Annotated in this window: 20 protein-coding genes, 1 pseudogene, 1 riboswitch and 2 other annotated features; of the genes and pseudogenes, 6 read left to right on the forward strand and 15 right to left on the reverse strand. The window is 43.0% G+C overall.

Translation table 11 applies throughout. The features are described from left to right. The 9 genes from HMPREF2991_RS00175 to HMPREF2991_RS00220 all read right to left on the reverse strand — a co-directional run bounded on the left by HMPREF2991_RS00175 (position 1) and on the right by HMPREF2991_RS00220 (position 10,512). Positions 1 to 567, reverse strand: coding sequence for an aminodeoxychorismate/anthranilate synthase component II (locus HMPREF2991_RS00175; RefSeq protein ID WP_070568207.1), 567 nt, complete (start codon positions 565 to 567; stop codon positions 1 to 3). Next, on the reverse strand, positions 564 to 1,925 hold the full coding sequence (gene trpE, locus HMPREF2991_RS00180; protein ID WP_070568204.1) for an anthranilate synthase component I: 1,362 nt from the start codon (positions 1,923 to 1,925) through the stop codon (positions 564 to 566). The genes HMPREF2991_RS00175 and trpE overlap by 4 nt, the downstream gene beginning before the upstream one ends. Positions 1,926 to 1,996: 71 nt before the next feature. Then, positions 1,997 to 2,228: a binding site (T-box leader), on the reverse strand. Next, positions 2,219 to 3,397, reverse strand: a complete 1,179-nt coding sequence (trpB, locus tag HMPREF2991_RS00190; RefSeq protein ID WP_000208442.1) for a tryptophan synthase subunit beta — start codon at positions 3,395 to 3,397, stop codon at positions 2,219 to 2,221. It overlaps the preceding feature by 10 nt. Positions 3,398 to 3,559: 162 nt before the next feature. Continuing rightward, positions 3,560 to 3,790, reverse strand: a binding site (T-box leader). Between the two features lie 33 nt (positions 3,791 to 3,823). Further along, complete coding sequence (locus tag HMPREF2991_RS00195) at positions 3,824 to 5,053, reverse strand: DegT/DnrJ/EryC1/StrS family aminotransferase (RefSeq protein WP_070568201.1); 1,230 nt, start codon at positions 5,051 to 5,053, stop codon at positions 3,824 to 3,826. Between the two features lie 42 nt (positions 5,054 to 5,095). Beyond that, positions 5,096 to 5,788, reverse strand: a complete 693-nt coding sequence (locus HMPREF2991_RS00200) for a sugar transferase (RefSeq protein ID WP_000922222.1) — start codon at positions 5,786 to 5,788, stop codon at positions 5,096 to 5,098. A 104-nt stretch (positions 5,789 to 5,892) separates the two neighbouring features. Continuing rightward, complete coding sequence (locus HMPREF2991_RS00205) at positions 5,893 to 7,635, reverse strand: ABC transporter ATP-binding protein (RefSeq protein ID WP_070568199.1); 1,743 nt, start codon at positions 7,633 to 7,635, stop codon at positions 5,893 to 5,895. Next, a complete protein-coding gene (locus HMPREF2991_RS00210) occupies positions 7,625 to 9,370 on the reverse strand; it encodes an ABC transporter ATP-binding protein (RefSeq protein WP_070568196.1) in 1,746 nt (581 codons plus the stop codon). Before HMPREF2991_RS00210 ends, HMPREF2991_RS00205 begins: the two co-directional genes overlap by 11 nt. Before the next feature lie 54 nt (positions 9,371 to 9,424). Then, positions 9,425 to 10,060, reverse strand: a complete 636-nt coding sequence (locus HMPREF2991_RS00215) for a DUF421 domain-containing protein (protein ID WP_070568193.1) — start codon at positions 10,058 to 10,060, stop codon at positions 9,425 to 9,427. Beyond that, complete coding sequence (locus HMPREF2991_RS00220) at positions 10,057 to 10,512, reverse strand: DUF3290 family protein (protein ID WP_000675329.1); 456 nt, start codon at positions 10,510 to 10,512, stop codon at positions 10,057 to 10,059. Before HMPREF2991_RS00220 ends, HMPREF2991_RS00215 begins: the two co-directional genes overlap by 4 nt. A 133-nt stretch (positions 10,513 to 10,645) precedes the next feature. On the opposite strand from HMPREF2991_RS00220, the gene HMPREF2991_RS00225 reads away from it, so the two are divergent. The 4 genes from HMPREF2991_RS00225 (at position 10,646) to HMPREF2991_RS00240 (ending at position 14,353) form a co-directional block, all read left to right on the forward strand. After that, on the forward strand, positions 10,646 to 11,473 hold the full coding sequence (locus HMPREF2991_RS00225) for an exodeoxyribonuclease III (protein ID WP_070568190.1): 828 nt from the start codon (positions 10,646 to 10,648) through the stop codon (positions 11,471 to 11,473). A gap of 11 nt (positions 11,474 to 11,484) precedes the next feature. After that, positions 11,485 to 11,871 (forward strand): bleomycin resistance protein, encoded by a 387-nt coding sequence (locus HMPREF2991_RS00230; protein ID WP_000386238.1) that lies wholly within the window; start codon positions 11,485 to 11,487, stop codon positions 11,869 to 11,871. Positions 11,872 to 12,004: 133 nt separating this feature from the next. After that, positions 12,005 to 12,100: riboswitch (purine riboswitch) on the forward strand. Between the two features lie 409 nt (positions 12,101 to 12,509). Beyond that, the gene (locus tag HMPREF2991_RS00235; RefSeq protein WP_049489605.1) at positions 12,510 to 13,091 is read left to right on the forward strand and encodes a xanthine phosphoribosyltransferase; all 582 of its coding nucleotides are present in this window, start codon (positions 12,510 to 12,512) and stop codon (positions 13,089 to 13,091) included. Next, the gene (locus HMPREF2991_RS00240; RefSeq protein ID WP_070568187.1) at positions 13,091 to 14,353 is read left to right on the forward strand and encodes a nucleobase:cation symporter-2 family protein; all 1,263 of its coding nucleotides are present in this window, start codon (positions 13,091 to 13,093) and stop codon (positions 14,351 to 14,353) included. Before HMPREF2991_RS00235 ends, HMPREF2991_RS00240 begins: the two co-directional genes overlap by 1 nt. A 33-nt stretch (positions 14,354 to 14,386) precedes the next feature. On the opposite strand, the gene HMPREF2991_RS00245 is transcribed toward HMPREF2991_RS00240, so the two are convergent. From HMPREF2991_RS00245 to HMPREF2991_RS00255, 3 genes are all read right to left on the reverse strand, one after another. Then, complete coding sequence (locus HMPREF2991_RS00245) at positions 14,387 to 14,791, reverse strand: PaaI family thioesterase (protein ID WP_070568184.1); 405 nt, start codon at positions 14,789 to 14,791, stop codon at positions 14,387 to 14,389. Positions 14,792 to 14,860: 69 nt separating this feature from the next. Continuing rightward, positions 14,861 to 16,342, reverse strand: a complete 1,482-nt coding sequence (locus HMPREF2991_RS00250) for a UDP-glucose--hexose-1-phosphate uridylyltransferase (RefSeq protein ID WP_070568181.1) — start codon at positions 16,340 to 16,342, stop codon at positions 14,861 to 14,863. Between the two features lie 18 nt (positions 16,343 to 16,360). Next, positions 16,361 to 17,539 (reverse strand): galactokinase, encoded by a 1,179-nt coding sequence (locus tag HMPREF2991_RS00255; protein ID WP_070568178.1) that lies wholly within the window; start codon positions 17,537 to 17,539, stop codon positions 16,361 to 16,363. 164 nt (positions 17,540 to 17,703) lie between these two features. Here HMPREF2991_RS00255 and galR point away from each other — a divergent pair, with 164 nt between their 5' ends. Next, positions 17,704 to 18,708 (forward strand): DNA-binding transcriptional regulator GalR, encoded by a 1,005-nt coding sequence (galR, locus tag HMPREF2991_RS00260; protein ID WP_070568175.1) that lies wholly within the window; start codon positions 17,704 to 17,706, stop codon positions 18,706 to 18,708. Between the two features lie 152 nt (positions 18,709 to 18,860). Then, on the forward strand, positions 18,861 to 19,787 hold the full coding sequence (locus HMPREF2991_RS00265; protein WP_070568172.1) for a site-specific integrase: 927 nt from the start codon (positions 18,861 to 18,863) through the stop codon (positions 19,785 to 19,787). A gap of 7 nt (positions 19,788 to 19,794) precedes the next feature. Here HMPREF2991_RS00265 and HMPREF2991_RS00270 read toward each other — a convergent pair whose 3' ends face one another. The 3 genes and pseudogenes from HMPREF2991_RS00270 to HMPREF2991_RS00280 form a co-directional block, all read right to left on the reverse strand. Further along, positions 19,795 to 20,322 carry a restriction endonuclease subunit S domain-containing protein gene (locus tag HMPREF2991_RS00270; RefSeq protein WP_070683207.1) on the reverse strand — a complete coding sequence of 176 codons (528 nt, stop codon included), beginning with the start codon at positions 20,320 to 20,322 and terminating at the stop codon, positions 19,795 to 19,797. A gap of 53 nt (positions 20,323 to 20,375) precedes the next feature. Beyond that, positions 20,376 to 21,992, reverse strand: a complete 1,617-nt coding sequence (locus tag HMPREF2991_RS00275) for a type I restriction-modification system subunit M (RefSeq protein ID WP_070567111.1) — start codon at positions 21,990 to 21,992, stop codon at positions 20,376 to 20,378. Positions 21,993 to 22,013: 21 nt separating this feature from the next. Further along, a pseudogene (locus tag HMPREF2991_RS00280) lies at positions 22,014 to 22,717 on the reverse strand (restriction endonuclease subunit S); the annotation flags it as partial.

Raw genomic sequence — 22,717 nt, forward strand, 5'->3', positions numbered from 1 at the left:
TCACTTTACAACCTTCTCGATAAAATTCTGAATAGAAGACAAGCCATCTGGCGTTCCGATACTTTCTGGATGGTACTGGAAGCCATAAATCGGCAGGCTTTTGTGTTGAATTCCCATAATAGCTTGGTCATCAGTCGAACGAGCTGTCACTTCAAAGTCTTCAGGCATTTCTTCAATCAAAATACTGTGGTAACGCATGACTGGACGACCATCCTCAATGCCTTGATAGAGAACAGATGGCGCTTCAAAGCTGATATGGCTCTGTTTCCCATGCATGACTTTTGGAGCCAAGCCCAGCTTCCCACCAAAGACTTCTGCGATAGCTTGGTGACCCAAACAAATACCTAGAATTGGCTTCTTACCTGCAAAGTCACGAATCATGTCTTCCATCTTTCCGGCATCAATTGGCCAACCTGGACCAGGAGAAAAGACCAGACCATCTGCTTTTTCAGCTTCTTCATACAGCTTGGGATCATCATTTCTCAAAACCTGCACTTCTGCAAAATTCCCGATGTATTGCGCCAAGTTATAAGTAAAAGAATCATAGTTGTCAATCAATAAAATCATGGTCTTAGTTCTCCAATTCTAGTCATAGATTTAGCCTTGTTAATGGTTTCTTGGTATTCGTTTTGGGCGATAGAGTCATAGACAATCCCTGCCCCAGCCTGCACATAGGCTCTTTGATTTTTAAGAATCATGGTTCGGATGGCGATGGCCAAATCCATATCACCCGTCGCAGACAAGTAGCCGATTGCTCCTGCGTATACACCACGTTTTTCTGTTTCCAGTTCATAGATCCGTCTCATGGCCCGAATCTTTGGTGCTCCTGAAACTGTTCCAGCTGGAAGTGTAGCTTTCAAGGCATCCATGGCAGTGAGTTCTGGAAGCAAACGCCCTTTCACCACGCTGGTCAAATGCATGACATAGCGGAAGAGCTCCACTTCCATATACTTGGTGACTTGAACACTTGCCGTTTCAGAGATGCGGCCAATATCGTTACGTCCCAAGTCTACTAACATTCGATGTTCTGCTGTTTCCTTCTCATCAGACAGGAGGTCTGTCGCCAAGGCCTTGTCCTCTTCATCCGTAGCTCCTCTTGGTCGCGTACCTGCAATCGGATTGGTAGTTACGATGCCATTTTTGACAGAAACCAAACTTTCTGGACTAGCACCGATGATTTGATAATCCCCAAAATCATAGAAATAAAGGTAATTAGATGGATTGGTCACGCGGAGATTTCTGTAGAAGTCAAATGGATTTCCAGTAACTTCTGCTGAGAAACGCTGGCTAAGCACGCATTGGAACATATCACCATTACGAATCAAGTCGCGAGCTGTTTCCACCATTTGCTCAAACTTCTGAGGAGCGATATGCGGTTTGAAGTTCAGCGGAGATAGATCCAAATCTTCAAATTCATTTGAAGCAGGAATTCGTAATTCCTCAAGCACTTGGTTCAAGGATTCTTCCAAATCTTCTTGACTGCGATCACTATAGAGAGCATCCTCTATGACATGGATTTTTTCCTTCTTGTGGTCAAAGACCATGTAACTCTCATAGACAAAGAAATGCATGTCTGGCGTCCCAATGGTATCCTCAGGAATTTGACCAATTTCTTCATAGAGCGAAATCATATCGTAACCGACAAAGCCAATAGCTCCCCCACCAAAAGGTAGATCTGAATGGTGCTGGCTCTTATGAGTCACTTCATAAAGGAAATCCAAAGGATCCCGATCAATCACTTGACCATTTTGATAAAGGATTCCATTTTCAAACTTAATCTCAAAAACTGGATTATAGGCTAAGATAGAAAAACGAGCTGTTTCCTTGTCTCTCGGAATACTCTCTAAAATAACCTTGTGTTGCCCCTTTAGACGCATGTAAGCCAAGATTGGTGATAAGACATCTCCATGAATGATTCGTTCCATTGTAATTTCCCTTTCAGTTCTACTTCTAGTCCGTGGCGACTGTATGAAAAATCCCCACGCAAAATAACTTGCGTGAGGACGAAATTCGCGGTGCCACCTCAATTATAGGATTTCTCCTATCTCTCATTCCTGTCTCAGAACCTTCCTGTAACAGGCTGTGCGATAAAGGGCACTCCCTTGAGAATTATGTTTTCTTCTCTCGTTTCAGATGGACCCAACCTTACAGCTTTCTCTGCTTGTTTCCAGCAACCACAAGCTCTCTGTGAGAGAAAAGACTGTAATTTTTCCATCTCTTATTTTTTAGCTTCTAGGTAGTCTGCAATAGCAGCTACGTCCTTGTCTCCACGACCAGAGACATTGATGATGATAATGTCATCTTTACTTAGTTTCGGTGCACGTTTAACCGCTTCTGCGATGGCGTGTGAACTTTCAATCGCTGGGATAATCCCTTCTGTCTTACTAAGAAGGAGCAAGGCTTGAACAGCTTCTTCGTCTGTCGCTGCTACGTATTCTACGCGGCCAGAATCTTTGAAGTAGGCGTGTTCTGGGCCAACCCCTGGATAGTCCAAACCAGCTGAGATAGAGTAAACTGGCGCCAGCTCTCCGTCTTCCTTAAAGACTGCATAGGTCTTCATACCATCGACAATTCCGACACTACCTTTTGTCATAGTGGCTGCATGCTTGTCTGTGTCAAGTCCATGACCGGCAGCTTCGACCCCAACCAATTTGACTTCTTCATCAGCCACATACTGCGAAAAAGCACCGATAGCATTGGAACCACCACCTACACAGGCAATGACGTAGTCTGGTAAACGGCCTTCTTTTTCCAAGATTTGGCGACGAGATTCTTCACTGATGACCTTTTGGAATTCATGAACAATGGTAGGATAAGGATGAGGTCCTACAGCAGATCCCAAAACGTAGAAGGCTTCAAGGTCATTCATCCATGCTCCAAAGGCTGCATCAACCGCATCCTTGAGAGTTCGCGTTCCCGTTTCAACTGCGTGAACAGTTGCTCCCATCATCTCCATACGGAAAACATTGAGACGTTGACGCTCCACATCCTCTGCCCCCATATAGACATCACAGGCCATACCAAACTTGGCTGCAGCAGCTGCTGTCGCAACACCGTGCTGACCAGCTCCTGTTTCTGCGATCACTCGTTTTTTGCCCATACGTTTGGCAAGAAGGATTTGACCTAGAACGTTGTTAAGCTTGTGAGAACCAAGGTGGTTCAGGTCTTCGCGCTTGAGATAAATCTTAGCTCCACCTAGGTGGTCTGTCAAACTTTCTGCAAAATAGAGCGGTGTTTCACGACCTGAATAATCCTTCAAGTAATGGCGAAATTCTGCCAAAAATTCTGGATCATCCTTGTATTTGTCAAATGTCACTTCTAACTCATCCAACAAAGCCTGAATCGGCTCCGGTACAAAACTACCACCAAATTGTCCAAAATATCCTTTAGTTGTCATAAAAATTTCCTCTTTCCATATTAATCCGGCCGTTTTGTTTGCTTTTAGTAGTAGGCAAGGAGCTGCAGATAGAACTCAAGTTCATCAAAGCGACTTAACGCCCTAATAAAAGATAAACAAAATGACCGAAAGAAAAAAGCCCACACACAGAATCTACTTCTGTGTGAGGGCGTTAGTAACGCGGTGCCACCTCAATTATAAAGGGACTATCCCCTTTACATCTCTACCTTGTCTAACAACAAGTTGCACTGTAAGGTGTGCGCACCGAATTTTTATTGTTTCAAATTCATTTTTAAAATCAGCCCACTTTCACTACTTCCAACCACCTGTTCACAATCACCACAGGCTCCCTGAAGATCAAAAATAACTACTTTTCTGATTTATTGAGAATATTATATGTTATTGTCCGCTTTTTGTCAAGATTTTTTATGATTTTTTTCCAGAATCGAGGATTTCTTCGGAAATTCTCACCAAAGTCTTAACGATGTAATCAACTTCTTCATCGCTTAATTTTGTATGAAGTGGGAGCGTGATTTCATTTTCAAAGAAGGCATAGGCTCTTGGATAATCTGCCATATCAAAGCCAAGATTCTTATAGGCTGTCAAGAGCGGAAGCGGTTTGTAGTGAACATTACTTGCAATTCCTGCTTTGGCCAATTCTTGGATGATAAGGTTGCGTTCTTCTAAACTTGCTCCTTCTACATGAGTGATGTAGAGGTGGCGTGAAGATTCGACCGTATCAGTCTTGTGTGCAAGTGGGTGAATACGAGTACCCGCAAAACCACGATCATAGCGGTCCACGATGTCCTTACGACGTTGTAGCAAAGCTGGGTAACGGTCCAATTGTACCAAACCAAGAGAAGCCATGATATCTGTCATATTGCACTTGTAGGCTGGTGTGACTATATCGTATTCCCATGAGCCCAGTTGCATCTTAGCAAGAGCATCCTTAGTTTGACCATGAAGCGAAAGAATCTGGAATTCCTTGTACATCTCTTCATCGTCAATAGCTGGATTGGCCTTCCAAGTCGCACTTCCTCCCTCAGCAGTTGTAAAGTTCTTAACGGCATGGAATGAGAAGGAAGTAAAGTCAGCGATAGAACCAGCAGGTTGTCCTTTATAAGTTGATCCCAAAGCATGGGCACTATCAGAGACAATCACGATACGGTTAAAGGCTTTTTGCCACTTGCTTGATGCAGTAAAGAGGTCCCGTTTCTTCTCCACGACTTGGAACAAACGGTCATAGTCGCAAACAATCCCTGCAAGGTCTACTGGGATGATCACCTTAGTTTTCTCAGTAATGGCTTGCTCAAGCAAGTCATAGTCCATTTCAAAAGTATCTGCTTGGATATCCACCATGACAGGTGTTGCTCCCACGTGTGTGATGACACTACATGAAGCTGTATAGGTCATGGCTGGAACGATGACTTCATCACCTGGTCCCACTTCCAAAACACGTAAAATCAACTCAAGAGCCGCAGTCGCAGAGTTGAGACAGACAGTCTTAGGTGTCTGTGTGTAAAGAGACAAGCGACGCTCCAGTTCTTTTGTCTTCGGACCTGTTGTGATCCAACCAGAACGAAGGGTATCCGCTACTTCAGCAATTTCTGCTTCTGTAATATCGGGTGGTGAAAATGGAATATTGTAATTTGGCATTGATTTGCTCCTTTTATCTGTACTCATTTTCTCATGACTACTTTATTTTAGTACCTCAAACACGGTTTGAAACATGATTTTGATGTCTCCAAGGAAACTAAACTCTCGGAGATAGGCGAGGTTATAGCGCATCTTTTCAGGTAGGACGTGTTCGACATAGGCCTGATCAACCGTTAGACCTTTCTCCGTCATTTGACTGATGATCGTATCCTCATCCTTGTAGTTGATGCTGGCTGGAGAGGTGATTCCTGCCGGCAAGAGCAAGGTCGCCATCATTTCAGGACTATACTGCTCTGTGTAACGTGGCACTTCAGGCCTTGTCCCAACAAAGGACATTTCGCCTTTAAGAACATTGACCAACTGAGGCAGTTCGTCCAAGCGCACACGGCGAATAAAATTTCCCACCTTGGTAATGCGACTATCGTTAGCAGAAGTCACCAGACTTCCTTTTTTATCCGCATCCGTTACCATGGTACGGAACTTCCAAATCTTGAACGGACGGTTATACTGGGTCACGCGCTCTTGCTTATAAATGACTGGTCCCTTGCTATCCAACTTGATCCAAATGCTCAAGATAAGAAAGACGGGAGAAGTCAAAAGTAGCAAAAACAGGGCCAGAACCCAATCCAGGCAACGCTTGAAAATCAGCGACCCCTTCCTTTTAGAGACAAGCTGGTAATAAGACTCAACCTCGCTTGATTGCATTTCCACGGGCAAGTCTTCCCATTTCAGCATGCTGTTTCTCCTTTGTTTTTATTATACTATTTGTCAACATTTTTCATTATACCACAAAATGGAAAAGGCGGTGCAAGAAATCTGTAATTTAAAGGAATTCTTCTTTAGGTAAGAGCCCCTGCCTGCAAGCTATACATCTTGTGATAGGTTCCTCCCAAGTCCAAGAGTTCCTCATGGGTTCCACTCTCGATGATGCGCCCCTTGTCCAAAACGTAGATACAGTTGGCGTCTTGGATGGTCGAAAGGCGATGAGCAATAGCAATGGTCGTCCGACCCTGTCTCATCTTAGCTAGGGAATCTTGAACCAAACTTTCTGTTTCCGAATCAATATTGGCTGTCGCTTCATCCAAAATCAGGATTTTAGGTTGACTAGCAACTGTTCTGGCAAAGGCAAGAAGCTGGCGTTGGCCAGTAGAAAAGCTCGAACCACGCTCAGATACAGGTGCATTATAACCCTGCGGAAGCTCCTGAATAAAGGAATCTGCATCGACAAAGGCAGCCGCAGCCTGGACCTGATCATCACTAATGTCTTGGTACATGGCGATATTGGACTTGATAGTCCCATGATAGAGGAAGGGATCCTGCAAGACCAGACCGATGTTCTTTCTCAGCTCTTCCTGACTGTAGTCCCTAATATCCACACCATCCAAGAGAACTCGGCCTGACTGAAATTCATAAAAACGCATGAGGACATTGATAATAGATGATTTCCCCGAACCTGTATGACCTACAAAGGCAATGGTTTCCCCCTTGTTAACTGAAAAAGAAATGTCATCCAGAATCGGGTGTTTGCCATCATATGAGAAACACACATGTTCAAAACGAATATTGCCTTCTGTAATCTTTGCTTGGCTATCCTTTTGAAGGGGTTCATAGGTCCTCTCATCAATCAAGGCAAAAACACGGCCTGCAGAAACCATAGAAGTTTGAAGGGTTGAAAAGTTTTGCGTCACCTCAATCAAGGGGTCAAAGAGACGATTGATGTACTGGATAAAGGCATACATAGTTCCTGCTGTTATTCCCAGATAAAGCCCACGGTAGCCAAAATAGGCCATCAAGACAGCATAACCTAAAAGTTTCAGCAAACTCATGGCAGGGCGCAAAAAGAGGGCATCCAAGGCTACAGAACGGTTGGCATAGACCAAGTGTTCTTGGTTGATTTCATCAAACTCTGACTGTAGGCGCTTCTCTTGATTAAAGGCCTGGATTATTCTGATTCCCTCGATGTTTTCGGCCAGCTTGCTATTGATATCTGACAAGAGACTTCTGGTTTTCTCAATGATTTTCACTGATTTTTTTCGATAGAGATTGACCAAAAGGAAAATCAAGGGGAGAAAGAGCAAGACTAAAGCTGTCAAACGAAAATCCAATACCAACATGGTATACAGAGTTGTCAGAAAGATGAAAACTGCTGAAATAAAGCTGGATAAAATCCCCGAAAACATATCACTGATCGTCTCGGTGTCATTTGTCAAACGAGAGACAATAGAGCCTGCTGGCGTCTTGTCAAAGTAAGACATGCCCAGCTTCTCCATATTATCAAAGGCATCGCGACGAATATCCCTAACGATACTGTAGGATACCCGCGCAAAGAGAAGATTACCGACATACTGAACTACAGTTTGTAGAATATAAAGGCCATAGTAGGCCAGCAAAACGGTAATGGCTAGTTGGTTAAGATTACTCAGATACTGGTCGATAAAGTGGGAAGCCACAAGGGGAATGACACTTTTAATGACCGTCGTCGCTAGGAGAAAACTGAGTGCCAAAAAGGTCAGGAGGCCGTAAGGCTTGAGATAGGACATCAAGCGCTTCAATACAGTCCATTGTTCTTTCTTATTCTGCATCTTCTTCTCCTTTCATTTCCAGCTGCTGAGACTGGTAGGTTTGGGCATACCAGCCATCCAAAGCTAGCAAGTCTTCGTGTGTGCCTCGTTCGATAATTTGACCATTTTGCAGAACCAAGATTAGATCTGCATGGACAACTGCACTCAGGCGATGAGCCGTAATAATGGTTGTCTTGTCCTTTCGCGTCTCCTTAAGGTTGTCAATAATCGCATATTCTGTCTTGGCATCCACGGCCGACAAAGAATCATCCAAAATCAAGATATCTGGATCTAAAATCATCGCCCGACTCATGGCCAGACGCTGCTTTTGACCACCAGAAAGACTGACTCCCTTTTCACCGATAATGGTCTCAAATCCCTGAGGCATGTCTACAATGTCTTGATAAACTTGAGCTAGCTTAGTCGCTTCCTCGACTTCTGATAAAGGCAGGTCAGGATTACCAAAGCAGATATTGTCTAAAATCGAAGTCGCAAAGAGGAACTGGTCCTGAGGAACATAGCCCATAAGACTACGAAGATCTGTCAGACGATAATCGCGAATATCGTGACCGTTTAGATAAATGGCTCCCTTATCCACATCGTACTCACGCAAGAGGAGCTTAATCAAGGACGTTTTTCCAGAGCCTGTTTGCCCGACCAATCCCAGAGTTTGCCCTTTTTCCAAACTAAAGTGAACATTTGTCAGTGTTTCCTCATTTTCAAATGCAAAACTATCAACGGCATACTGCAAGCGCCCGTTTTCAATTCCATCTAAAGGAAACTCAGGGTCCTGTACAGGTGATTCCTGAGACAAAAGTTCCTCAATTCTCTGGTAAGAAACCTTCCCTCGCTGGGTAATATTAAAGAGGAAGCCGATGGCCATAAGAGGCCAAACTAGCATATCCAAGTAGCTGATAAAGGTAACTAGATTACCAACTGTAATCTGTCCCTCCTGAACCATCAAGGAGCCGACCAAGAGGGTTAACACATAGGATGAACCAACAAATAAGAGAACCATAGGGTCAAAGAGACTATCGTATTTCATGGTTTGCAGGTTCTTCTGGAAGGTCAATTCATTGACTGCCTGAAAGGACTTCAACTCGTCCGCCTGGTAACCGAAAGACTTGGTCACTTTAATACCTGATACAGACTCCTGTACCTTGTTATTAAGTTCGGAAAAGGCAGCTTGGGATTCGCCAAAGGCCTTGTGGGTCTTTCTCCCTAGACGACTGGTCGCATAAGCCATGAAAGGTAAGGGTAAAATGGCAACTAGGGTCATTTGCCATGAAATACTAAAAAGCATGGTCAGCAAAGTCACCAGCGCCGTGATGGAAGCATCCACTGCTGACATGACTCCTCCACCTGCGAGACGAGTTAGGGCATTGATATCATTGGTGGCGTGTGCCATCAGGTCTCCAGTTCGATAGGTCTGATAAAAGGCTGGCGACATTTTTGTGAAATGCTCAAACAATCGAGAGCGCATAATCTGCCCCAGACGGTAGGAAGTTCCAAGGATATACATGCGCCAAACATAGCGCAGATAGTACATCCCAAAGGCTGCCAGCAGCAGATAAAATAGATTAAGAAGGAGGTCCTGATGGGTTAATTGCCCCGATGTAATGGCATCAATCACCCGCCCCATAACCATGGGGGGAATGAGGTTGAGGACGGAAACCAAAACCAGGGCCACAATCCCGACTAGATAACGGCGTTTTTCTAACTTGAAAAACCACCAAAGTTTTTGAATAATGGACATAAAATCCCTTTCTGATTGCAAATTGAAACCTGAGGCCAAGACCCCAGGTTTTTCTTATTCATAGGTTACAACTGTGACAGCACCCTTGTCATACTCAGCGATAAAGATATTGGCCACATTGTCATGCCCTTGTTTGCTGAGATTATCAAGCAACCACTCTTCGCTACGGCCAATATATTCCAAAACATCGACTTGGATCACACCGTCAGTCACAACTGGATACTTAGGATTTTCATCTCCCATTTGGATCACGATGAGTTGGCCATTTTGCTCCTGCACAGCTCGTTTGACCTGTTTCATCTGGAAAATTCCTTGGCTACGAAGTTTGAGAGCAACTTCTGCTGCAGACAAACCAACTGAACGACAGGCTTCTGGGTCAATCTGCCCATTTTTGATAAGGAGAGTTGGTTTTCCATCAATCAAGCGTTTGACAAAACGAACATTGTTATTGAGCCACTTGAGGGTCAAGACCAAAATCGTCCACATCATCAAAATCACTGCGTACTGCAGAATGCTGATTGAACTATTGTAAATCACCCCACCGATGATACCACCAAGAACATAGTTCTGAATTTGGTCTGTAGCAGAGTTAGGTGCTAGATTCCCCTTTCCTGTCACATTAATAACAAAAACAAGAGAGAAAAGACCCAAGGCCAGTTTGATTAAAATTTCCATATAATTGAGTGTCATTTGTTTACCTCCACCAATTCAATAGCGTCTGTTTGATGCAATTCTAATTTCTCTAAAAGATACTTGTCTGGTTGGCTCCCGTTCATGGCACGATAGAAATTTGAACCTACCTTGATAAGTGCTCCATCAGTGGCTGCAGAAGTATTGACATAAACTTCTGATTTATCCACTCCCAAGTCTTTGGAAACAACCTCTATGAAATGAAGTGAAGTTTGAAATTGGTTGTTAGAGGCTTGATTGGTCTGGTATTTTGAGATTGTCACCAAAAGCATGGCCACCAAGGTCAAGGCCAAAATCATGACCAATTCCCGAAACTTAGTCCCCTTTTTATCTCGATAGGCTTTAAAAGCAAAAAATCCTGTGATAGCTAGGAGAACAATTCCAAAGCCAATCATGATGCCATTTTGCTGACTGATTTGGCTAAGTACATAGTCATATGAGTAAAATTTCATTTATTTTCACTCCCTTTCATAAAATCATTCTTAATTATAAACGAAAGAGAGTGATTTTTCAAGCCATACGTTGGGGAAATAGACCTTTTTTTGGTATAATAAAATCTATAATCTGAATGAAAAAGGTAACTTTATGAAACTCATCTCATGGAATATTGATTCCCTCAACGCAGCCCTAACTAGTGACTCAGCTCGCGCGAAATTGTCCCAAGAAGTCCTACAAATCTTGGTAGCCGAAAATGCTGATATTATCGCTATCCAAGAAACCAAGCTTTCTGCCAAGGGCCCTACTAAGAAACACCTAGAAGTACTTGAAGAACTCTTCCCAGGTTATGAAAACACTTGGCGTTCCTCTCAAGAACCTGCTCGCAAAGGCTACGCTGGAACCATGTTCCTCTATAAGAAAGAACTCACACCAACGATTAGCTTCCCAGAAATCGGTGCTCCTTCTACCATGGACTTGGAAGGCCGCATCATCACCTTGGAATTTGATACATTTTTCGTAACCCAAGTATACACACCAAACGCTGGCGACGGTCTCAAACGCTTGGAAGAACGCCAAGTCTGGGATGTCAAATACGCTGAGTATTTGGCGCAACTAGACAAAGAAAAACCAGTCCTTGCAACTGGAGACTACAACGTAGCTCACAAGGAAATCGACCTTGCAAATCCTGCCAGCAACCGCCGTTCGCCTGGATTTACAGACGAGGAACGTGCTGGGTTTACCAACCTTTTAGCAACTGGATTTACAGACACCTTCCGCCACATTCACAGTGATGTCCCTGAGCGTTACACTTGGTGGGCGCAACGTAGCAAGACTTCTAAAATCAACAATACAGGCTGGAGAATCGACTACTGGCTCACTAGCAACCGCGTGGCTGACAAGGTGACCAAGTCTGACATGATTGACTCGGGTGCGCGTCAAGACCATACGCCGATTGTATTGGAAATTGAGCTCTAAGGAGAAAGCTAATGGACTATCAAGCTGTCATTCCTGAATTTGTAGTATCTGACCTCGAAAAGTCACGCCACTTCTACTGCGACTTGCTGGGATTTTCTGTCGAATACGAGCGTCCAGAGGAGAAATTTCTCTTCCTCTCGCTTGAAGACTGCCAACTTATGCTAGAAGAAGGCAGCACAGAAGAATTAGCCCAACTAACCTATCCTTTCGGGCGCGGTGTCAATATTTCCTTTGGCATTGAAGATGTCCCTCAACTCCACCAAAAACTGCTGGAAGCCAACTATCCTATTTATCGTCCTTTGACTAAGAGAACATTTCGTGTTGGAGATCATTATATCTATCCTCATGAATTTGCAGTTTTGGATCCAGATGGTTATTTTTTAAGATTTAGCGAATAGAAGAATAAAAGGCTACAATACTATCTAGTATTGCAGCCTTTTATTCGTTCGCTTTTATGATCTATTTGCTAACAAAATATTTGATTTATAAAGCTAATTGGTGTAAAATAAAAACATTGGCAACAGCCTATTTAAAATTAAATATCATTTTACTTGTTTATGTCGTGAATTGGCACGACGTTTCTACAAGGTGCCGGAACACCTAACAATGAGTATGTCAGCTGAAGGTATGGTTTTGGCCATGCCTATTTTGAGGACTTACTTAGGGGATTAAGTAAGTCCTTTTTGAATATTTTTGTTAAATCACGCCTTTAAGTGTAAACTAAATATTTTTAATATTTCCCTTAATTAGTGCGGACGGGAGCAACTTCCTTCGGAAATTCATCCCTAATTTTTGAGCCCCTAGCTCTTTCATTTCTAGGCTTAGGCTAAAATAGTTCCCCGAACTATTTTACTCTCAAAAATCCCGTCATATACAATAACAAGATTATTGTCTATGATACCACTACAGCGGGAAATATCTAGTAAAACTCGCTTCGCTCGCACTAGTATTATACATATACATTATTAGCAAACTAAATCACTTTAGAAACATTTAGACAAGCAAATGAAGCATCTTTTAGACTTTAGGAGGTCTTATGAAATTATTAGAAGAGCGCATCCTCGAGGATGGGCATATCTTGGGTGATAATATCCTCAAGGTGGATTCCTTTTTAACCCATCAAGTTGACTTTAGCTTGATGCGAGAGATTGGTAAGGTATTTGCGGACAAATTCGCTTCTGCTGGCATTACCAAGGTTGTAACGATTGAAGCGTCAGGCATTGCACCAGCCGTTTTTACAGCTGAAGCCTTAAACGTTCCCATGATTTTCGCCAAGAAAGCTAAAAACATCACCATGAACGAAGGTATCTTAACCGCCCAAGTCTACTCCTTTACCAAGCAGGTGACCAGCACCGTTTCCATCGCTGTAAAATTCCTCTCACCTGAGGACAAGGTCTTGATTATCGATGATTTCCTTGCTAATGGCCAAGCGGCCAAAGGCTTGATCCAAATCATCGAACAAGCCGGAGCAAAAGTTGAAGCGATAGGTATCGTGATTGAAAAATCTTTCCAAGATGGTCGTGATTTGCTTGAAAAAGCAGGATATCCAGTCCTATCACTGGCTCGCTTGGATCGTTTCGAAAATGGTCAGGTCGTATTTAAGGAGGCAGATCTCTAATGCAAAAACAAGAAAAACACTCACAAGCAGCCGTTCTTGGCTTGCAACACTTATTAGCCATGTACTCAGGATCCATCCTGGTTCCCATCATGATTGCGACAGCTCTGGGCTATTCAGCTGAGCAATTGACCTACCTAATCTCCACAGATATCTTCATGTGTGGGGTGGCCACCTTCCTTCAACTCCAACTCAACAAATACTTTGGGATTGGACTACCAGTCGTTCTCGGGGTTGCCTTCCAGTCGGTTGCTCCCTTGATTATGATTGGGCAGAGTCACGGTAGCGGTGCTATGTTTGGTGCCCTTATCGTTTCAGGGATTTATGTAGTTCTGATTTCAGGCATCTTCTCAAAAGTAGCTAATCTTTTCCCTTCTATCGTAACAGGCTCTGTCATTACCACGATTGGTTTAACCTTGATTCCTGTCGCTATTGGAAATATGGGAAATAACGTTCCAGAGCCAACTGGTCAAAGTCTCTTGCTTGCAGCCATCACTGTTCTAATCATCCTCTTGATCAACATCTTTACCAAAGGATTCATCAAGTCTATCTCCATTTTGATTGGTCTGGTTGTTGGAACTGCCATTGCTGCTACCATGGGCTTGGTTGATTTCTCCCCTGTTGCGGCAGCACCACTTGTCCATGTCCCAACTCCCCTCTACTTTGGGATGCCAACCTTTGAAATCTCATCTATTGTCATGATGTGTATCATTGCAACGGTTTCTATGGTTGAGTCCACTGGTGTTTACCTGGCCTTGTCTGATATCACCAATGACCCAATCGACAGCACGCGCCTGCGTAACGGTTACCGTGCAGAAGGTTTAGCCGTACTTCTCGGAGGAATCTTTAACACCTTCCCTTACACAGGATTTTCACAAAACGTTGGTTTGGTTAAATTGTCAGGTATCAAGACTCGCCTGCCAATCTACTACGCAGCTGGTTTTCTAGTCCTCCTTGGACTCCTTCCTAAGTTTGGCGCGCTCGCCCAAACCATTCCAAGCCCTGTCCTTGGAGGGGCCATGCTGGTGATGTTTGGTTTTGTTTCCCTTCAAGGGATGCAAATCCTCGCCCGCGTTGACTTTACTAACAATGAACATAACTTCCTTATCGCAGCTGTATCCATCGCTGCAGGTGTAGGTCTAAACAATAGTAATCTCTTTGTCAGCATGCCGACAGCCTTCCAAATGTTCTTCTCAAACGGAATCGTCGTAGCCAGCCTACTCGCCATTGTACTCAATGCAGTATTAAACCGGAAAAAGAAATAAGAAAAAGAGGTGTGAGCCTCTTTTTTTGTTTCTCTATATCCTTACCTGTCTATCTTCTGACCGTTGGCCCGTGACAAACATGGTGAAGGTTGCCTTGCAGACATTTCTGCCATCTTGATTGGTAATATCGACATCCACGACACAAGTTGTGCGACCATGATGGACACATTCTCCTTTAATGGTCAGTACATCGTCAAGTTTTCCTGCCTTGAGGTAGTTGATAGAGGATTGGAGCGTCACTCCATCAAGCCCTAGAGAGATGACTACCAAACCACTGATTTGGTCACAAAGGGTGAAGAGATAGCCACCATGGGCATTGCCATAATAGTTGAGCGACGAGTCCACTACTTTTGTCGTCACCACAACATGACCATCTCTCATTTTTTCTATTTCGTAATTTTCAAAGGCCGATATAGCGTCAAAATGAAAATCTTTCATCGTTTCCTCCTGATAGTTCAAACGACACTATGATACTACTTTTTATAGGACTGTGCAAGGAGAAAGCTCCTAGTCTGGTAAAATTCCGACCTGTTCTACAAAGCGCATAAAGGCTACCTGTCCTTGTTCCGTCTGCTTGTAAACCCCTGCGTCCTCCAAAACACGCGCAAAAATAGCGCCCACAGAGTCCTTGACGATTTCAAGGGCTTTTTCTTTATCCGCTAGGTCCGGATGTTGATCTTTGAGCTGGTCTGCCCATTCCTGATGATAAGAGGCAACTGCTTCATCATCGCCTACAAGATAGCTGGCAACTTGCTCCACTTCTGCTTTCAGACGTGGTGGCAAAATAGCCAAGCCCATGACCTCAATCAAGCCGATATTTTCCTTCTTGATATGTTGGACATCCTTGTGGGGATGATAGATGCCATCAGGATGCTCTGGCGATGTCTGATTGTCTCGCAAGACCAAGTCCAACTCAAACTGTCCATCGCGTTTACGGGCAATGGGGGTAATGGTATGGTGTGGTGTCCCGTCTGTCTCTGACAAAATCTGTACTTCAGAGTCTGAATATTGCCGCCATTCCTGCAAAATCTTGTCAGCCAAGTTGATCAAATTCTCTTTGGAATCCGAAGTCAAACGAAGCACTGACATAGGCCACTTGACAATCCCAGCCTTGACCTGTTCAAAACCAGCAAATCGGAAAGTCTTTTGCAAGGGAGCCAATTCCATAGGAAATACGTGACGGCCTCCCTGATAGTGGTCATGGGTGAGAATAGAGCCTCCCACGATTGGCAGGTCGGCATTCGAACCTGCAAAATAGCCTGGAAACTGCTCTACAATCGCCAGCAGACGCTCAAAGCTCTGACGGCTGATAGCCATGGGACGGTGCTGGCCGTCTAAGAAAATACAGTGCTCATTAAAATAAGCATAGGGCGAATACTGGAAGCCCCACTCCTGCCCAGCCATTTCAAAACGGATAATACGGTGGTTGCTTCGAGCTGGGTGGTTGACCCGACCATGGTAGCCCTCATTCTCTAGACAAAGCTGACACTGAGGATAATTGCTAGCTTGCACCAACTTGGCTGCTGCAATCTCTTTTGGATCCTTTTCAGGCTTAGAGAGATTGATGGTAATCTCTAGTTCACCGTAGTCAGACGGAACACGATAAGCAATATTCTTTGCGATAGCCTTTAGTTTGATGTAGTCATTTTTCTGACTGAGTTGGTAGAAGTCTGCAATTGCCTGCTCTGGTGACTGGGCATAGGTTGTCCAAAAGTCACGATTAACCTGGCTCGGACACGGCGTTACCAAGTCCATGAGGTCAGCACCGAGAATTTCGCGCGCAGCCAGACTATCTTCAATCGTTTCCATGCAAACGGCTTCCTCAACAAGCTGGTCCTTGAGGTCAATCAATTTATCCATATCAGTCTCAACTTCCAAAACTCCTTCGCCCACCCGTGCTAAGACACGATTGGTCAGGTAGATGCGATCCATTTCCTCAAATGAACTTTCAGCAATAACGTGTGTTACAAATTTATCTACTAAGGTCACGATAGAGCCTCCTTTTAACTAGTCAAGGACGCGAGTGCCACCTGCAACTTCAGCGATATAGAAGCTTGGAGCATATCCAACGACTTCCTCGTAGTGCTTGCCTACAGCTTCCTTAAAGGCCTCAACAGCATCTTTTTGCACCAAGGCAATGGCACAGCCACCAAAACCAGCTCCTGTCATACGAGCACCGAGAACACCTTCTTGTACCCAAGCTGCGTGAACAAGGGTATCCAATTCCAAGCCAGTTACTTCATAGTCATGTTCTAGAGAAACGTGAGAAGCATTCATCAAACGACCAAAGGTTTCCAAATCACCTGCCTGAAGAGCTGCTTGCGCTTTGAGGGTACGTTGGTTTTCAAGCACAGCATGGCGAGCACGTTTTAAGCGATTTTCATCTTTAATCAGATAGCTATATTGGTCAAAGGCCCACTCATCCAATTCACCCAAGGTCTGAATATCCATGGCAGCTTGCAATTCTTCCACAGCTTTTTCACACTCAGCACGGCGTTCATTGTACTTAGAGTCCGCCAATTCACGACGTTTATTAGTGTTCATGATAACAACAACATTGTCCTTCAAATCAAGTGGCACCAAGTCATATTCTAACGTATTGGTATCCAGGTAAATGGCCCGTTGGTCAGCACCCATACCGATAGCAAACTGGTCCATGATACCAGAGTTGACTCCAATAAAGTTGTTTTCTGTTTGTTTTCCGATTTTAACCAAATCCAAACGGTCTAGTTTTAAACCAAAGAGATGCTCTGCCACAACACCAGTCAAGAGTTCCAAGGACGCTGATGATGACAAACCTGAACCATTTGGGATATTCCCAAAGACATAAAAATCAAAACCTTTGTCAATGACATGACCTGCTTCTTGCAAGAAATGAAGAACCCCTTTTGGATAGTTGGTCCAGCTGTGCTCTTTTTCAAACTTGAGGTCAGTAAGAGGCACTTCAATGATACCCTTGTCCTCAAAGTTGGCTGAGTAGAAACGCAAAACTTGGTCGTCACGTTTGCGAGCCGCCCCATAAGTTCCCAAGGAAATAGCTGCTGGGAAAACATGTCCACCATTGTAATCCGTGTGTTCACCAATCAAATTGATACGGCCTGGTGAAAAGAAAGTTTGGTCTGCTTCTTGACCAAAAACGGCAAGAAAGTCTTTGCGAAGGGCTTCAGTAGTAAGATCTTGTGTCATATAAATTCTCCTTTGACTGTTCGTTAAGTCGCCTTAACGTGTAATCGTTTTCTTCTATTGTATCCAAGGGATTTACCAAGGTCAATCCTTTTTACTAAACTTTTACTAAACTATCAGTAAAAAGCAGAAAAATATGATATACTAACCTAAAAGGAGGAGGATTTATGGCTACCTTAAAAGATATCGCACAGCTAGCCTCTGTCTCTATCGCGACCGTATCTCGTGTCCTCAATCGCGACCAGAGCCTATCTGTTACAGAAGAAACCAGACACCGTATTTTAACTGTCGCGGAAGAGCTGGGCTATACTAAGCACCTCAAGACAGGCGAATCCCACAAACCCAAGCAAAAGATTGCCATTATCCAATGGGTCAGCGAACAAGGGGAGTTGGACGATCTCTACTACTATCAGATTCGTCTCGGTATTGAAAAAAGAGCCCAAGAACTGGACTATGATATCTTGCGCTATTTTAACGATCATCCTTTTACCCTCAGCGAGGAAGTGATTGGCATTCTCTGCATCGGAAAATTTAGCCGAGATCAGATTGCCGCCTTTGAAGAATACCAAAAACCTTTAGTCTTTATAGACAGCGACACCCTCTCACTAGGTCATACCTGTATTATCACTGACTTTTACACTGCTGTGAAACAAGTTGTAGACCATTTCCTCAGCCAAGGGATGAACCGTATTGGAATTCTCACAGGCCTTGAGGAAACAACCGACCAGGAAGAAATTATCCAGGATAAGCGGCTAGAGAATTTCAAAGACTATACCCAAGCAAATGGAATCTACCATAAAGAACTGGTCTTTCAGGGGAGCTTTACTGCCCAGTCTGGCTATGACTTGATGAAGGAGGCCATTCACAAGCTAGGAGAACAACTCCCACCAGCCTTTTTCGCAGCCAGCGATAGTTTAGCCATCGGTGCCCTTCGTGCCCTTCAAGAAGCTGGAATCAGCCTACCAGACCGCGTCAGCCTCATTTCTTTTAACGACACTAGCCTGACCAAGCAGGTCTATCCCCCCCTCTCCAGTATCACTGTCTATACCGAGGAAATGGGCCGAGCAGGGATGGATATTCTTAACAAGGAAGTTCTACACGGTCGCAAAATCCCTAGCCTAACCATGCTGGGAACCAGACTGACTTTGAGAGAGAGTACGAGGAATGAATAAGAAAAACTCACAAACAAGATTCTGAGCGAAACTTGCTTGTGAGTTTTTTGCTATCCCTCCACAATCATATTTTTAAACAGCTGATAAAAGTAGTATGATACTAATGAGGCGAGCCATTAGTATACACCAACCTATTAGAAAGGAATTTCCAAATGTTAGCTAAAATAACTCCAAACGACTACCTACATACCTACTACAAACAATGGATTACCATTTACAAAGAAGGAGCCATCCGAAATGTTACTTTACAAAAATACAAAATGACCCTGCACTGGCTACAAGAACTAGCACCTGATCTAAAACTATGCGATGTAAATCGTATCGTTTATCAACAGTTACTCAATAACTACGCAAAAGAGCATGAACGTGTCACAACAATGGATTTTCACCATCAGCTTAAAAGTGCGATTATGGATGCTGTAGATGAAGGGTTAATCACTCACGATCCTACTCGTAAGGCCATTATTAAAGGGAAAAATCCTCGAGAAAAGAAGCCAAAATACCTCAATCAGTTTGAACTTCATACACTCTTAACTCATTTAAAGCTATCTAATCATCTCAACTGGGATTGGCTCATATTACTAACAGCTAAGACTGGAATTCGTTTTTCTGAAGCTCTGGGCATCACACCAGCTGACTTTGACTTTCCTCATCAACTACTCAGTATTAATAAAACTTGGAATTATAAAGAAGTTGGAGAATTTGCACCAACGAAAAATCGTTCTTCTGTTCGAAAAATTCAATTAGATTGGCAAACTGTTATCCAATTTGCCGAACTAACGCGTGATCTCCCTTTGGAACAACCTATCTTTGTTCATGGGAAAATATACAATTCTACTATAAATAACGTCTTAGAGAAGAGATGTAAGGAAGCCAAAGTTCCCGTGATTACTTTACACGGTCTGCGGCATACCCATGCTTCACTTCTGCTTTTTGCTGGTGTTTCAATTGCTAGTGTTGCTAGACGACTAGGGCATGCTAGCATGACCACTACTCAAAAAACATACCTTCATATTATCCAAGAACTTGAAAATCAAGATATTGATTTGATTATGCGATCACTATCTAGTCTCAATTAAGTAGGAATCACTCACGCTGTTGAAGGGTAATGAGCTGATCCAGCTCTTGGAAGAAGGAACCGATGACAGTTTGCTCGGGGAAGGAGGGGAAAATGACATCACCTTTTAAAACATTTTCATCAGTGACTTTCATGTCATTTTTTGCTCCTTTATTAACTAATGGTTTCAAATATTTATTTAATCGTAAATTGTCATCAAAATAATACTCCACAAATATTCCATTTGAACCATTATTAACTTTATAAACAGCATACAATGTGGAAACAATTCCATTTTTACCATGGTTCGTTTTTATAATCCCATACGGATTAGCTTTTAAAGGACTCTTTGTATAAACAACATCTCCAGTTTCTACAATACCATACGGTAAGACAGAAGCACCTGCAAATGACCTACCTTGAAACTTAATCTGATTAACAATCCCATAATCACCTGAAACAGATAAAACATCACTTTTATCATACTCACCATCTACATTTCTATTTTTTGAAACAGTAAGGTAAGCCCCCAACTTCCGCTGTTCCCAAGCGTTCATCCGTTCTTGGTTCCGGCAAAAAACTGCTTCGATAGGAAGCAGTTCAGCATTTTTTATCCTTTGAGGAGCTCTACAAACTTTGCTAGTTCGTTTTTTGCTTCCTCAGTTGTTCCTTCCAGTTCTCCTAAAAGTTTAAAGAGACTAGCTGAGGTTGCTTCTATTTCAGCTCGGACTTGGGTTAATTCTTGTGCAACTTCTGACAAAGGAACTACTTCTTCCTCTTCAAAAGTATCTACATAACGAGGAATATTGAGATTATAGTCGTTCTCCTTGATTTCCTCAAGACTAGCAACATGAGCATACTTATCGACATGTTCACGTTCATGATACGTCTCAATGATTTTAGTTATGTTATCTGCTGTCAGCTTGTTTTGATTTTTTCCTTTTTCAAAATCACTGGACGCATCGATAAACAAAACATCAGAGCACTCACCACGTGCTTTACGACCTTTAAAAACAAGCACACAAGTCGGAATACTTGCCCCATAGAATAGATTGGCAGGCAGACCGATAACAGCGTGGAGAAGATTCTCATCAATAATCTTTTGGCGAATCTTCCCTTCAGCTGCTCCCCTAAAGAGAACACCGTGCGGAAGCACAATTGCCATCGTTCCACTACTTTCCAAATGGTAAAGGCCATGCAAGATAAAAGCGTAATCCGCCTTAGAAGCAGGAGCAACACCAAACTTGAAACGTGAATCTTTGGAACGATCGATACTCTTAATCTCCCACTTTTGAGAATATGGTGGATTAGCTACAACAGCGTCAAACTTAAGCGGAAGTTGAATACCATCTTTTTCAGCAAAAGGCCAATCCGTATCTAGTGTATCTCCCCGTTTGAGATTCATATTGCGATAGTTAACACCATGCATCATAAGATTCATACGCGCAAGGTTATAGGTCGTAGTGTTGAGTTCTTGACCGTAAAAGTCAACACTACCTTCACGCTCCCCTTCTGGCAATTCTTTTTGCACTGTTAAAAGTAAGGAACCTGAACCCATAGTAGGATCATACACTCGAAACTGATCGTCATTTTCCTTCGCATCCACTGTGACAAGTTTTGCCAAGATCTGACTAACCTCATGCGGCGTATAAAACTCACCGCCTTTTTTCCCAGCATTAGCCGCAAATTGACCGATAAGATATTCATACACATCTCCCAAAATATCGCGTCCAGACTCATCCTTGAAGCTAAACTCATGAATCATGAGAACAATGTCGTTAAGTGCCTTGGCGCGCTCGTTAGTGCTCGAACCCAATCGGGTATCTCCAAGATTGATATCTGAAAAGACATTTGCAAAATCTTGCTCAGCCATAGGATTACGCTTAGCTTGTGTCTCAAAAGAGTCAAACATATCTTGGAAATCGCTCGCCTTGATCCGATGGTTTTCGATTTTCGCTACCAAACGCCCCCAGGTATACTCTGGCTTAATCGCATAACCAAGATTACTACTAATATCTTCTAAGTAGTCTTCTTGCTCTTCTTCGTCTGTCACATCGTAAAACTCTTCCAGACCATTTTGAGCCAAATAGACATCTTGGTTTTCAGATAGATAACGATAGAACATAAAAGGAAGGATATAATTTTTATACTCACTAGCGTCCATCGTCCCACGTAGTTTATTGGCCATTGCCCAAAGTTTTGTTGTAATGTCATTTGCTGTACTCATACGAATTTTGTATCCTTTCTATTATGCAAACATCGCTTTCAGTAATGTTGATTTCATTGTTTTCAGCATCTCTAGCTCACGCTGTTGAAGGGTAATGAGCTGGTCCAGCTCTTGGAAGAAGGAACCGATGGCCGTTTGTTCGGGATGATTAACAGGAAATAGTAGCTCCGTATCAAAGAAATCTTGGGGGGAAATATTTAAAAGTCCATGATTTCTTGCTCCTTCTGCTGCTCTCATAGAAACTTCCTTATGCCATTTTGGAGAATCATAATATACAGCTAAAAAATCTGAATCTATAGAATTGGGTCTAAAAACAATATATAATGTTGATAATACTCCCATTTCATAGTTTTCCAATCTTTTAACTGCACCCCATGGATAATCTGACGAATAAGATTTATTATACGCAAATTCTCCTTTTTTCAATAGATAATATCCGCTAACATCCTTACTAGCAACCTTCTTATTAAAGAAAGTTTCTTGGTTAATTAGTCCATGTTGAGCGGAAATAGTTAAAGGTAATTCAGATTCCAAATTTTTATTTTTTCTCGTAACCCGTTCTGCCACCTCCCCCAGCTTCCGCTGTTCCCAAGCGTTAGTAAAGCCAGGAAAACGGATTTCCGGAAAATTTTCTCCGTCCTTTGGAAACATTTTTGAAAGCAGAGTCTTTTTTCCTTCTTTTATCAAATCCAACTCACGCTGTTGAAGGGTAATGAGCTGGTCCA

Origin of the sequence: Streptococcus sp. HMSC072D07, assembly GCF_001814835.1 — a bacterium.
GTDB lineage: Bacteria > Bacillota > Bacilli > Lactobacillales > Streptococcaceae > Streptococcus.